This is a genomic window from Stenotrophomonas sp. GQ19 (assembly GCF_059758695.1).
Map to the genome: position 1 here is coordinate 48805 of NZ_JCAXES010000003.1, position 12610 is coordinate 61414.

At 67.1% G+C, this 12610-nt stretch carries 9 protein-coding genes; 6 read left to right on the plus strand and 3 right to left on the minus strand.

Annotated features, from left to right (window positions below; genetic code table 11):
- Positions 1-19: 19 nt before the first annotated feature.
- From purB to lpdA, 6 genes are all read left to right on the plus strand, one after another.
- The gene (gene purB, locus AC6CHL_RS07400) at positions 20-1387 is read left to right on the plus strand and encodes an adenylosuccinate lyase (RefSeq protein ID WP_038687585.1); all 1368 of its coding nucleotides are present in this window, start codon (positions 20-22) and stop codon (positions 1385-1387) included.
- A 1156-nt stretch (positions 1388-2543) separates the two neighbouring features.
- Positions 2544-3965, plus strand: coding sequence for a ribosomal protein uL16 3-hydroxylase (locus AC6CHL_RS07405; RefSeq protein ID WP_498294043.1), 1422 nt, complete (start codon positions 2544-2546; stop codon positions 3963-3965).
- A 2-nt stretch (positions 3966-3967) separates the two neighbouring features.
- Positions 3968-4873, plus strand: a complete 906-nt coding sequence (locus tag AC6CHL_RS07410) for a GNAT family N-acetyltransferase (RefSeq protein WP_447594627.1) — start codon at positions 3968-3970, stop codon at positions 4871-4873.
- A gap of 185 nt (positions 4874-5058) precedes the next feature.
- The gene (locus AC6CHL_RS07415; RefSeq protein ID WP_038687582.1) at positions 5059-7890 is read left to right on the plus strand and encodes a 2-oxoglutarate dehydrogenase E1 component; all 2832 of its coding nucleotides are present in this window, start codon (positions 5059-5061) and stop codon (positions 7888-7890) included.
- Between the two features lie 44 nt (positions 7891-7934).
- A complete protein-coding gene (gene sucB, locus AC6CHL_RS07420) occupies positions 7935-9134 on the plus strand; it encodes a dihydrolipoyllysine-residue succinyltransferase (protein ID WP_141056854.1) in 1200 nt (399 codons plus the stop codon).
- Positions 9135-9269: 135 nt separating this feature from the next.
- Positions 9270-10706, plus strand: coding sequence for a dihydrolipoyl dehydrogenase (gene lpdA, locus AC6CHL_RS07425; RefSeq protein ID WP_498294044.1), 1437 nt, complete (start codon positions 9270-9272; stop codon positions 10704-10706).
- A 263-nt stretch (positions 10707-10969) separates the two neighbouring features.
- Here the strand turns inward: lpdA and AC6CHL_RS07430 are convergent, their stop codons facing one another.
- The 3 genes from AC6CHL_RS07430 to AC6CHL_RS07440 all read right to left on the minus strand — a co-directional run bounded on the left by AC6CHL_RS07430 (position 10970) and on the right by AC6CHL_RS07440 (position 12591).
- A complete protein-coding gene (locus AC6CHL_RS07430) occupies positions 10970-11134 on the minus strand; it encodes a DUF1963 domain-containing protein (protein WP_498294045.1) in 165 nt (54 codons plus the stop codon).
- Between the two features lie 126 nt (positions 11135-11260).
- The gene (locus AC6CHL_RS07435) at positions 11261-12136 is read right to left on the minus strand and encodes a YwqG family protein (protein WP_498294046.1); all 876 of its coding nucleotides are present in this window, start codon (positions 12134-12136) and stop codon (positions 11261-11263) included.
- A gap of 236 nt (positions 12137-12372) precedes the next feature.
- Positions 12373-12591 carry a hypothetical protein gene (locus AC6CHL_RS07440; RefSeq protein WP_498294047.1) on the minus strand — a complete coding sequence of 73 codons (219 nt, stop codon included), beginning with the start codon at positions 12589-12591 and terminating at the stop codon, positions 12373-12375.
- Positions 12592-12610 lie beyond the last annotated feature (19 nt).

The following is a 12610-nucleotide window of genomic DNA, read 5'->3' on the forward strand; positions in this document are numbered from 1 at the left end:
TCATTGCCCTGCGCCCGCCATGTCCGAATTCGCCCTGCTCGCCCTGTCCCCGCTCGATGGCCGCTACGCCGGCAAGGTCGACGCACTGCGTCCGATCTTCTCCGAATACGGCCTGATCAAGGCCCGCGTGAAGGTCGAAGTGGAATGGCTGCTGGCCCTGGCCAACGAGCCGGGCATCGTCGAACTGGCGCCGTTCTCGGCCGCCGCCAGCGCCCGCCTGCGCGCCCTGGCCGAGGATTTCGCCCCCGCCCACGCCGCGCGGGTGAAGGAAATCGAGCGCACCACCAACCACGACGTCAAGGCGGTGGAGTACTTCATCAAGGAACAGCTCAAGGCCGACGCCGAGCTGGGCCCGGCGCTGGAGTTCGTGCATTTCGCCTGCACCAGCGAAGACATCAACAACCTCAGCTACGGCCTGATCCTGGAACAGGCCCGCCGCGAGGTGCTGCTGCCCAGCCTGGACGGCGTGACCGCCAGCCTGCGCGCCCTCGCCCATGCCCAGGCCGAACAGCCCATGCTGTCGCGCACTCATGGCCAGACCGCCTCGCCCACCACCCTGGGCAAGGAAGTGGCCAACGTGGTGGCGCGCCTGGAGCGCCAGCGCAGGCAGATCGCCGCGGTGGAACTGACCGGCAAGATCAACGGCGCGGTCGGCAACTACAACGCCCACGTCATCGCCTACCCGGCGGTCGACTGGCCGGCCTTCGCCAAGCGCTTCGTGGAAAGCCTGGGCCTGGTGTTCAACCCGTACACCACCCAGATCGAGCCGCACGACAACGTCGCCGAAATCGGCGATGCCGCGCGCCGCGCCAACATCATCCTGATCGACCTGGCCCGCGACATCTGGGGCTACATCTCGCTGGGCTACTTCAAGCAGAAGCTCAAGGAAGGCGAAGTGGGCTCCTCGACCATGCCGCACAAGGTCAACCCGATCGACTTCGAAAACGCCGAAGGCAATTTCGGCATCGCCAACGCCCTGTTCGAGCATTTCAGCGCCAAGCTGCCGATCAGCCGCTGGCAGCGCGACCTCACCGACTCCACCGTGCTGCGCGCGGTCGGCACCGCCTTCGGCCACACCCAGGTCGGCCTGGACTCGCTGGCCAAGGGCCTGGGCAAGCTGACCGTGAACCCCGAGCGCCTGGACGCCGACCTCAACGCCGCGTGGGAAGTGCTGGCCGAAGCCGTGCAGACGGTCATGCGCCGCTACGGCCTACCCAACCCCTACGAACAGCTCAAGGCCCTCACCCGCGGCCAGGGCATCACCGCCGAATCGATGCAGGCCTTCGTCGAATCGCTGGACCTGCCCGAAGACGCCAAGCAGAACCTGCGCGACCTGACCCCGGGCGGCTACATCGGCCTGGCGGCGGACCTGGCCAAGGCGATCTGAGGATCGCGCCACCCGCAGGATCCCAGCAGGGACGCCGGCAGTGCCCGCGTCCCTTCTTCGTTGTGGGCTTCGGGGCAGCCGGGCAGAGCCCGGCTCTACGGCGTTTCGTTGCAATGCGTTACCGGGTCTGGACGAAGGCCGCGGCCATTCCCGTCGCCGACCCACCCGGTAGGGTCGGATCCCGATCGACCACCGACCCTGCTGATCAACGCGACGAACGCATGACCCTGGCCGGAGAAGGACGGGCGCTGGCATCGTCTCTTTATCGCCGCGGGCCATAGAGCAGCCGGGCAGAGCCCGGCTCTACCTGTGTTTCGTTGCAATGCGTTACCGGGTCCGGACCCCGTATCGGCAGTCGGTTGGGACCCGACCCTACCGGGCCATGCATCGCCCGGCATTACGTCGCCGCTAAGCCACGGACGGAACGGGCCGCGGGACATCGCCCGAGCCGACGTCGCCCGGTGCGGCACCCGCGCACATTCCCGCAAGACAAAGGCCGCGGACATGCCCGTCGCCAACCCACCCGGTAGGGTCGGATCCCGATCGACCGCCGATCCTGCTGATCAACGCGACGAACGCATGACCTTGGCCGGAGAAGGACGGGCGCTGGCATCGTCAGGGTCCATTTATCGCCACGGGCTACAGAGCAGCCGGGCAGAGCCCGGCTCTACCTGTGTTTCGTTGCAATGCGTTACCGGGTCTGGACCCCGTATCGGCAGTCGGTTGGGACCCGACCCTACCAGAGCCACACATCACCTCTGTCGTACTTCGTTACCGCGCACGTCACGTAACAACGTAGGCCACTGACCCGCCTTACCTGCCGCCCAGACCGGATACCGTCCAGAGGTGGCCGGGCGGCCTTGCCCAGGACCGTGTGTTGCCATGGATGGCAACACCGAGCCCCCATGGACGGGTTTACGGCGTGTCCTGGGCAAGGCTGCCCGGCCACCTCCCGCCGCAGTCAGCCAAGGCGCTGCTTTCGACGTGGCTTTGGACGTGGCTTTGGACGTGGCCTTAACGCTTTGAAACTCCCCCCACCACCCCGCGACACCCCACCGCAGGTGCACATCGGCCCCAACCAGCGGACAATGGCCCCGCTCGCGCCGGCCACCTGCCGCGCCCCCGCTTTCCGTCTACACGCTCCAAGGATTCCCCCATGGCTGCCCGCACCACCAAGACCCCCGTCATCGAAATCCAGGCCCGCCCCGGCCTGCCGCTCGGCATGCCCGCCGCCGTCTTCCTGCGCGACTACTGGCAGAAGCGCCCGCTGCTCATCCGCGGCGCCTTCCCCGATTTCGAAACCCCCGTCCAGCCCGAAGACCTCGCCGGCCTGGCCTGCGAAGAAACCGCCCTGTCGCGCCTCATCACCCATGACCGCGCCACCGACGGCTGGAGCGTGCGTACCGGCCCGTTCCAGGAAGACGAATTCCCCGGCATGCCCGACCACGACTGGACCCTGCTCGTGCAGGACGTGGACAAGTGGGACGCCGACGTCCGCGCCCTCGTCAACCACTTCGACTTCCTGCCGCGCTGGCGCATGGACGATGTGATGATCAGCTTCGCCGCCACCGGCGGCTCGGTCGGCGCCCACGTCGACCAGTACGACGTCTTCCTGCTGCAGGCCTACGGCCACCGCCGCTGGCAGATCGACGCCAGTGAATCCACCAAGGGCAAGCGCCCCCCGCTGGACTTCCGCGACGACGTCGAACTCAAGCTCCTGCGCCGCTTCAAGCCCACCCACGACTGGGTGCTGGAACCGGGCGACATGCTCTACCTGCCGCCCAACGTCCCGCACAACGGCGTCGCCGAAGACCCCTGCCTGACCTTCTCCTTCGGCATGCGCGCACCGGCCTCGGCCGAACTGATCAGCGACTACCTGGACACCCTCATCGAAGGCGCCGACGAGTCGATCCGCTACCAGGATCCGGATCTCAAGCTGCCCGAAGACCCCAACGAAATCGACGTACTGGCCATGAACCGCGTGGTCGAGGCGCTCAATGCCATCCGCATGAACGACCCCGACAAGCTCGGCGACTGGTTCGGCCGCTTCATCACCACCTACCGCGCCGCCGGCGACGTGGTCGCCGGTGCCGACCCGCTGCCGCGTGAAGAAATCGAGGCCGCGCTGGCCACGGGCCTGGACCTGCAGCGCCACCCGTGGGCACGCATGGCCTGGCGCCGCGCCAAGCGCGGGGCCAGCCTGTACTGCAGCGGCCTGGAGTTTGCCCTGCCGGTCAAGGATGCGCAGGTCCTGGCGGCCACCGAACAGCTCGGCGGTCCGCTCTACCTCAAGCTCTCGGCCAAGGGCCGCGACGCCGTGCAGGCCCTGGTGGCCGGTGGCTACTACCAGCTGTTCGACCCGAACGCCATCGAGGAGGATGTCGATGACGAAGAGGACGACGTCGAAGACGGCCACTTCGCCGAGGACGCCGTCGTTGACGGCACCGACAGCATCGAGGTCATGCACGACGCCACCGTCGAGGCCGACGTGCATGAAGTGACCATCCACGAAGATGGCATCGAAGTCATCGTCGATTTCGACGACAGCGACGACCAGGACGACGGCAAGCCCGTCTGAGCATGGCGACCCGCTTCCAGGTCGACGTCGTGGACTACCCGACGCAGCGCGAGGCGCTGCATCGGGTCCGCCAGCGCGTGTTCGTCGAGGAGCAGCAGGTGCCGGCCGCGCTGGAAATCGACGCGCTGGACCCGCTCAGCGCCCACGTACTGGCCCGTGGCAGCGATGGCGAACCGATCGGTGCCGGGCGACTCACCCCGGACGGCCGGATCGGCCGCATGGCGGTGCTGGCCGACTGGCGGGGCCGCGGCGTCGGGGAGGCCCTGCTGCTGGCCCTGATCGACGCCGCGCGCAGCCGCCACTGGCGGGAAGTGAGCCTGCACGCCCAGCTGCCGGCCCGGGTGTTCTATACCCGCCAGGGCTTCCTGCCCGAGGGCGAGGTCTTCACCGAGGCCGGCATCGCCCACCAGCACATGCGTCTGGTGCTGGACGGGGCGGTGGCCATCGATAGTGCCGACCAGGCCGTGGCGATCACCACCGCCCTGGTCCACCGTGCCCGCCGCCAGCTGTGGCTGCACAGCCGCCAGCTCGACCCCGGGGTGCTGGATGCCCCGCCGGTGCTGGAGGCGCTGCGCCGGTTCGCCACCGCCCGCCACGACAAGCAGGCCCTGTTGATCGTGCACGACGCCGCCGCCATCGCCCAGGCCGGCTCACCGCTGCTGGGACTGCTGCAACGCCTGCCCAGCGTGTTCCGGATCCGCCAGGTCAGCGACCCGATCGACCGCGCGTCGGCCTCGGCCTGCCTGCTCAACGATGCCGGCGACTACTACTTTCGTCTGAGCGGGCACCGTTTCGACGGCGAAGCCGGGCTCGCGCTGCGAGCACGTTCGCGGCCGTTGCAGGACGGTTTGCAGCGCGTATGGGAACGTTCGCGTGAATGCAGCGAACTGCGGGCGATCGGCCTGTAGCTCACGCCACGGGCTCGAACCTGTCTGGGAATGACATCGCAGGTCCTGCCAAGGTCCCTGCGGTGCCCCTTCCTGTCCCGATGGGGGTACAATTTGGGGAGTTAGATACCGCCCGCGCAGGGCTATTCACTTTTCCCTGCCGGATCATCGAAGCCTTACCCCACAAGCGAATCCGACCCTCCATCGTGGACAATCTACTGAAGCAGTTTGCGCAGTCTTCGCAGCTCGCCGGCGGCAACGCCTCCTATATCGAGGATCTGTACGAGCAGTACCTCGTTTCTCCGGACAGTGTCGATCCCAAATGGAAGACCTACTTCGACGGCTTCAAGGGCCGCGAAGCCGGTGACATTCCGCACTCGGCCGTCATCGCCCACATCACCGACGCTGCCAAGAACGCTGCCAACAGCGGTACGGCCACCGGTGCCGGCGACGAGCGCGAGCGCAATGTCGGCCGTCTGATCACCGCCTACCGTTCGCGTGGCCACCTCGGTGCGAGCCTGGACCCGCTGGGCCTGACCCCGCCGACCAACCCGCCGGACCTGGGGCTGCCGTTCCACAGCCTGTCCGAGAGCGACCTGGGCAGCGAGTTCAGCACCGGCGGCATCGCCGGCCAGCCGCGCATGAAGCTGCGCGACCTGCTGGAGCGCCTGAAGAAGACCTACACCGGCTCGATCGGTGCGGAATTCATGCACATCTCCGAGGTCGAGCAGCGCCAGTGGCTGTACCAGCGCCTGGAAACGGCCGGTGGCAACTACAACCTGGATGCCGACACCCAGCGCCGCACCCTGGAACGCCTCACGGCGGCCGAGGGTCTGGAGCGCTACCTGCATACCAAGTACGTGGGCCAGAAGCGCTTCTCGCTGGAAGGCGGCGATGCGCTGATCCCGATGATGGACACCATCATCCGTGACGCCGGCAAGGATGGCGTCAAGGACGTGGTGATCGGCATGGCCCACCGCGGCCGCCTGAACGTGCTGGTCAACACGCTGGGCAAGAGCCCACGCAAGCTGTTCGACGAGTTCGAAGGCAAGTTCGAGCACGACGAGCACGCCTCGGCCGGCGACGTGAAGTACCACATGGGCTTCTCGGCTGACGTGTCCACCCCGGGCGGCGCCGTCCACCTGGCGCTGGCCTTCAACCCGTCGCACCTGGAAATCGCCGACCCGGTCGTGGCCGGTTCGGTGCGTTCGCGCCAGGAGCGCCGCGGCGACTCCGCGCGCAAGCAGGTGATGCCGATCCTGATCCACGGCGACGCGGCCTTCTCCGGCCAGGGCGTGGTCATGGAACTGTTCCAGATGTCCCAGGCCCGCGGCTTCGCCGTCGGTGGCACGGTGCACATCGTGGTCAACAACCAGGTCGGCTTCACCACCTCCAACCCGCTGGATACGCGCTCCACGCGCTATGCCACCGACGTGGCGAAAATGATCGCCGCCCCGGTGCTGCACGTGAATGGCGATGATCCCGAAGCGGTGGTGTTCGCGGCCCAGCTGGCCTTCGAGTTCCGCCAGAAGTTCGCCAAGGACGTGGTCATCGATCTGATGTGCTACCGCCGTTGGGGCCACAACGAGGCCGACGAACCGGCGATCACCCAGCCGCTGATGTACCAGGTGATCCGCAAGCACCAGACCACCCGCGAGCTGTACGCGGCCAAGCTGGAAGCGGCCGGCGTGATTCCGGCCGACGCCGGCAAGGCGCTGGTCGATGCTTACCGCAACAAGCTCGATGCCGGTGAAGTCACCACCGAGCTGGCGGCGGTCGAGAAGACCCCGGCCACGAGCAAGATGTACGTCGATTGGCCCGCGCTGCTGAACGGCAAGCTGTCCGATCCCATCTCCACCGCGGTGGGCATGGAGAAGGTCAAGCAGCTGGCGAAGCTGATCAACACCGTGCCTGAAGGCGTGGAGCTGCACTCGCGTGTGGCCAAGGTGTATGACGACCGTCGCAAGATGGCCGCCGGCGAGATCCCGGGCGACTGGGGCTTTGCCGAGAACCTGGCTTACGCCACCGTGCTGGACGAAGGCAACAGCCTGCGCCTGGTCGGCCAGGACGTCGGCCGCGGTACGTTTACCCACCGCCACGCGATCCTGCACGACCAGAAGACCGACAACTACTACCTGCCGCTGCGCCAGCTGGTCGAGTCGCCGGAACAGGCCACCATCATCGATTCGCTGCTCAGCGAAGAAGCGGTGATGGCCTATGAGTACGGCTTCTCCACCACCGATCCGAACACCCTGTGCATCTGGGAAGGCCAGTTCGGCGATTTCGCCAACGGCGCCCAGGTCGTGATCGATCAGTTCATCGCTGCCGGCGAAGCCAAGTGGGGCCGTATCACCGGCCTGACCCTGCTGCTGCCGCACGGTTACGAAGGCCAGGGTCCGGAGCACAGCTCCGCGCGCCTGGAGCGTTTCCTGCAGCTGTGCGCGCTGGAGAACATGCTGGTGTGCGTGCCGTCGACCCCGGCGCAGGCGTACCACATGCTGCGTCGCCAGATGCGCATGACCACGCGCAAGCCGCTGGTGGTGATGTCGCCCAAGTCGCTGCTGCGCCACAAGCTGGCCGTGTCGAGCCTGGAAGAGCTGGCCAATGGCGAGTTCCAGCACCTGATCGGCGATGCCAACGCAGACGCCAAGAAGGTCAAGCGCGTGGTGCTGTGTTCGGGCAAGGTCTATTACGACCTGCTGGAAGACCAGACCAAGCGTGGCCAGGACGATGTGGCCATCATCCGCGTCGAACAGCTGTATCCGTTCCCGCGCGCGCTGCTGGCTGCCGAACTGAAGAAGTACGGCAAGGCTGCCGATGTGGTGTGGACGCAGGAAGAACCGCAGAACCAGGGGGCGTGGTACCAGATCCGCCACCACCTGCAGTTCTGCCTGGCCGATGGCCAGAGCCTGCACTACGCCGGTCGCGCCCGTTCGGCATCGCCGGCCGCTGGACACATGGCTGACCACATCATCGAACAGCAGAAGCTGATCGCCGATGCCCTGGTCAACCCGTTCAACGACTCGGTTGCTGAATAACCTCTCCCCCTCATTCTAGAAAAGACAAACCAGGAAGCTCCCGCATGGCCACCGAAGTCAAAGCCCCGGTACTGCCCGAATCCGTCGCCGACGGCACCATCGCCACCTGGCACAAGAAAGTCGGCGATGCCGTCAAGCGCGATGAAAACCTGCTTGATCTGGAAACCGACAAGGTCGTCCTGGAAGTGCCGTCGCCGGTCGATGGCGTGCTGAAGGAGATCAAGTTCGAGGTGGGCGCCACCGTGACCTCCAGCCAGATCGTGGCCATCATCGAAGAAGGCGCCGTGGCCGCTGCCCCGGCTCCGGCTGCGGAAGAGAAGAAGGCTGACGCCGCACCGGCCGCTGCTGCGCCGGCCGCGGCTGCTGCCCCGGCACCGGCCGCCAAGTCGGCTGCCGACGGCCTGCCCCCGGGCGCGCGTTTCTCGGCGATCACCGAAGGCGTGAACCCGGCCGACGTATCCGGCACCGGCCGTCATGGCGCGGTGACCAAGGAAGACATCGTCAACTTCGCCCGCAGTGGCGGCGCTGGCAAGGCCGCCGGTGCGCGTCCGGAAGAACGCGTGCCGATGACCCGCATCCGCAAGCGCATCGCCGAGCGCCTGATGCAGTCCAAGAACAGCACCGCCATGCTGACCACCTTCAACGAGGTCGACCTGTCCAAGGTCTCGGCCGCGCGCAAGGATCTGCAGGACGAGTTCGTCAAGGCCCACGGCATCAAGCTGGGCTTCATGAGCTTCTTCGTGAAGGCCGCCGCCAACGCGCTGCAGCGCTTCCCGCTGGTCAATGCCTCGATCGACGGCGACGACGTCATCTATCACGGCTACTCGGATATCTCCATCGCCGTGTCGACCGACAAGGGCCTGGTGACGCCGGTGCTGCGCAACGTCGAGCGCATGTCGTTTGCCGACATCGAAAAGACCATCGCCGACTACGCCAAGAAAGCCCGTGACGGCAAGCTGAGCCTGGAAGAACTGCAGGGCGGCACCTTCACCGTGACCAACGGCGGCACCTTCGGCTCGCTGCTGTCCACGCCGATCATCAACCCGCCGCAGAGCGCCATCCTGGGCATGCATGCCATCAAGGAGCGTCCGATCGCCCAGAACGGCCAGGTCGTGATCGCCCCGATGATGTACTTGGCGCTGTCCTACGACCATCGCATCATCGATGGCAAGGATTCGGTGCAGTTCCTGGTGGACATCAAGAACCAGCTGGAAAACCCGGGCCGCATGCTGTTCGGCCTGTAACACCTGCCACCCCTCCGCGCCTGCGCGGAGGGGTGTTGGTTTTACGGCACTGCACCGCACTGCCCTGCTCTCTCCCCGGCGCCTGCGCGCCACCGGCTTCGACCGAAGCTCGGGAATGCAACAAGGACTATTTCAATGGCTGAACAATTCGACGTCGTCGTCATCGGTGCCGGTCCGGCCGGCTACCACGCCGCCATCCGTGCCGCGCAGCTGGGTCTGAAGACCGCCTGCATCGACGCGGCCCTGGGCAAGGATGGCAAGCCGGCCCTCGGTGGCACCTGCCTGCGCGTGGGCTGCATCCCGTCCAAGGCGCTGCTGGATTCCTCGCGCCAGTTCTGGAACATGGGCCACATCTTTGGCGACCACGGCATCAGCTTCAAGGACGCCAAGATGGACGTCGAAGCGATGGTTGGCCGCAAGGACAAGATCGTCAAGCAGTTCACCGGCGGCATCGGCATGCTGTTCAAGGCCAACAAGGTCGCCGCCTACTACGGCTTCGGCGAACTGCAGCCGGGCAACGTGGTCAAGGTCACCCAGCATGACGGTTCCATCGTCGAGCTGAAGGGCACCAACGTCATCATCGCCGCCGGTTCGGACTCGATCGAACTGCCGTTCGCCAAGTTCGACGGCGACACCATCGTCGACAACGTCGGCGGCCTGGACTTCACCGAAGTGCCGGCCCGCCTGGCCGTGATCGGCGCCGGCGTGATCGGTCTGGAACTGGGCAGCGTGTGGAAGCGCCTGGGTTCGGAAGTGACCATCCTGGAAGCGCTGCCGGAGTTCCTGGCCGCTGCGGATACCGAAGTGGCCAAGGCGGCCGCCAAGGAATTCAAGAAGCAGGGCCTGGACATCCGCCTGGGCGCCAAGGTCTCCAAGGCCGACGTGACCAGCAAGGGCAAGAAGAAGGAAGTCGCCCTGACCTACGCCGACGCGGAAGGCGAAAAGAGCCTGATCGTGGACAAGCTGCTGGTGGCCGTTGGCCGTCGCGCCGCGACCAAGGGCCTGCTGGCCGAAGGCACCGGCGTCAAGGTCAACGAGCGTGGCCAGATCGAAGTGGACGACCATTGCCACACCGGCGTCGACGGCGTGTGGGCGGTCGGTGACTGCGTGCGCGGCCCGATGCTGGCGCACAAGGGCTTCGAGGAAGGCATCGCGGTTGCCGAGCTGATCGCCGGCCTGCCGGGCCACGTCAACTTCGACACCATTCCGTGGGTCATCTACACCGAGCCGGAGCTGGCCTGGGTTGGCAAGACCGAGCAGCAACTGAAGGCCGAAGGCATTCCGTACAAGGCTGGCAGCTTCCCGTTCGCCGCCAACGGCCGTGCCGTGGCCATGATCGAGCCGGCCGGCTTCGTCAAGGTGCTGGCCCACGCTGAAACCGACCGCGTGCTCGGCATGCACCTGGTGGGTGCCAACGTGTCGGAACTGGTGCACGAAGGCGTTCTGACCATGGAGTTCAACGGCTCGTCCGACGACCTGGCGCGCATCTGCCACGCCCACCCGTCGCTGTCCGAAGCGGTGCACGACGCGGCCATGGCCGTGACCAAGCGCGCGATCCACAAGGCGAACTGATCGCCCTGCGGAACGCGTAACGAAAAACCCCGCCAAGGCGGGGTTTTTTGTGCCTGCTCATCCGGTGGTGCCGGCCGCTGGCCGGCTCCTCGGCCATTGCTCCGGTGGGGTGGCTCGCTGGCACTCGCCTCGACCATCGCGCCGGTGGGGTGGCTCGCTGGCACTCGCCTCGACCCTGGCTCCGGTAGTGCCGGCCGCTGGCCGGCTCCTCGATCAGCCCTACGTGGAGCCGGCCAGCGGCCGGCACTACCGGCGCGATTCCGTCAGCAACACTGCAGCCCCAGCCAGGTCTGCGACAGGTCCCGCGCGGCCAGGTCCTGCCGGCGCACCCAGACGTACAGCATTCCCGAATCGCCCCACATCGCCTCGTCGTCCGAATCCAGCTGCAGCAGCAGGTGGTGCGGCTCGCTGGCGCTCGCCTCGACCATCGCTCCGGTGGGGTGGCTCGCTGGCACTCGCCTCGACCATGGCTCCGGTAGTGCCGGCCGCTGGCCGGCTCCTCGATCAGCCCTACGTGGAGCCGGCCAGCGGCCGGCACTACCGGCGCGATTCCGTCAGCAACACTGCAGCCCCACCCAGGTCTGCGACAGGTCCCGCGCGGCCAGGTCCTGCCGGCGCACCCAGACGTACAGCATTCCCGAATCGCCCCACATCGCCTCGTCGTCCGAATCCAGCTGCAGCAGCAGCGTCCAGTCGCCCACGCCGGCCTCCAGCGCAGCCGCGCGGGGATCGCCATACCCGCTCGGGTCGCCGCAATACAGCCCATGGCTGACCAGCTGCGCTTCCAGTGCCATGTCACCCTGCACGTTGTGCGACCAGCCACCCAGGCCGTGCCGTTCGCCCGGCGTCGGCGACCCCAGGTCGGCAACCTCCTCCACCAGCGCGTAGTAGCCCTCCTCCGCGTCGTCGTCCCAGCTCAACCCCGCGTCACGCAACGCCTGCGCCACCTGCTCGCCCTCGGACGAAAACGGATGCGGCAGGCTCCAGGCCGGGTGGAATGCCAGCGCGGACGGCGCCAGCGCGGCCTCCGCATCCGGCGCAGGCAGCCGCTGCAATTCGCCCGGGTCGAACAGGTAGATGCCATGCCCACTGCGATCGGCCGGGTCGTAGCCCCACGGTTGTGTCTGGGTGTCGTAGAAGAACGACAGCACGCCCTGCGCAGGCAGGTCCAGCCCGCACTGCGGACCCTGCAGGTCGGCCAGGTTGATCTGCAGCAGGAAGTCCAGCGCCCTGCCCTTGTGGGTAGGCCACGCGAACCCTGCGGGCACATCCGGCCCGCCGCCGATCCGTGAGGCGCCGATCGGTGCATCCGTCTCCGCCCGACGGCTGAAACCCACGCGCGGCCGCAACCACGGCAGCAGCGCACTGGCATGCGGACCAAGCCCATGCGATGCGCAGAGCGCGATGAAATCCTGTTCCGGCAACGTCATGACCACATCCCTGTCTGAAGGCAGCCAGCAGTCTAGGCGCAGCACCGACAAAACCGGTAGAGCCGACCGTTGGTCGGCTGCGCTTTCTGCCGGGCACATGAGGAGCCGGCCAGCGGCCGGCACTACCGATTTTCGAGGGGCCGGCCAGCGGCCGGCACTACGGATTTTCGAGGCGCCGGCCAGCGGCCGGCACTACCGATTTCCAGGGGCCGGCCAGCAAGCCGGCATCATCCGGGTCAGGCCGCCAATGGGCGGCCGCCGTCGCCCAGCAGGCGCGCTGGCAGCATGAACAGGGCGCGCAGGAACGCGAACAGCGCCGAGAACGTGATGCCCACCAGGCGGAACGGCAGGCTCAACAGCCACACCAAGGGCCAGGCGACCAGGGCCAGGATCGCCAGCGGCCAGCACAGCACGAACAACAGGCACCACACCCCCAGCGCAAGCAGTGTCTTCATCGTCGGTCTCCACCGGCAT

Coding starts and splice junctions, on each gene's coding strand:
- AC6CHL_RS07435 (WP_498294046.1), bottom strand. CDS start 12,136: ATGACGTTGCCGGAACAGGATTTCATCGCGCTCTGCGCATCGCATGGG.
- purB (WP_038687585.1), top strand. CDS start 20: ATGTCCGAATTCGCCCTGCTCGCCCTGTCCCCGCTCGATGGCCGCTAC.
- AC6CHL_RS07440 (WP_498294047.1), bottom strand. CDS start 12,591: ATGAAGACACTGCTTGCGCTGGGGGTGTGGTGCCTGTTGTTCGTGCTG.
- AC6CHL_RS07405 (WP_498294043.1), top strand. CDS start 2,544: ATGGCTGCCCGCACCACCAAGACCCCCGTCATCGAAATCCAGGCCCGC.
- lpdA (WP_498294044.1), top strand. CDS start 9,270: ATGGCTGAACAATTCGACGTCGTCGTCATCGGTGCCGGTCCGGCCGGC.
- AC6CHL_RS07430 (WP_498294045.1), bottom strand. CDS start 11,134: ATGGTCGAGGCGAGCGCCAGCGAGCCGCACCACCTGCTGCTGCAGCTG.
- AC6CHL_RS07410 (WP_447594627.1), top strand. CDS start 3,968: ATGGCGACCCGCTTCCAGGTCGACGTCGTGGACTACCCGACGCAGCGC.
- sucB (WP_141056854.1), top strand. CDS start 7,935: ATGGCCACCGAAGTCAAAGCCCCGGTACTGCCCGAATCCGTCGCCGAC.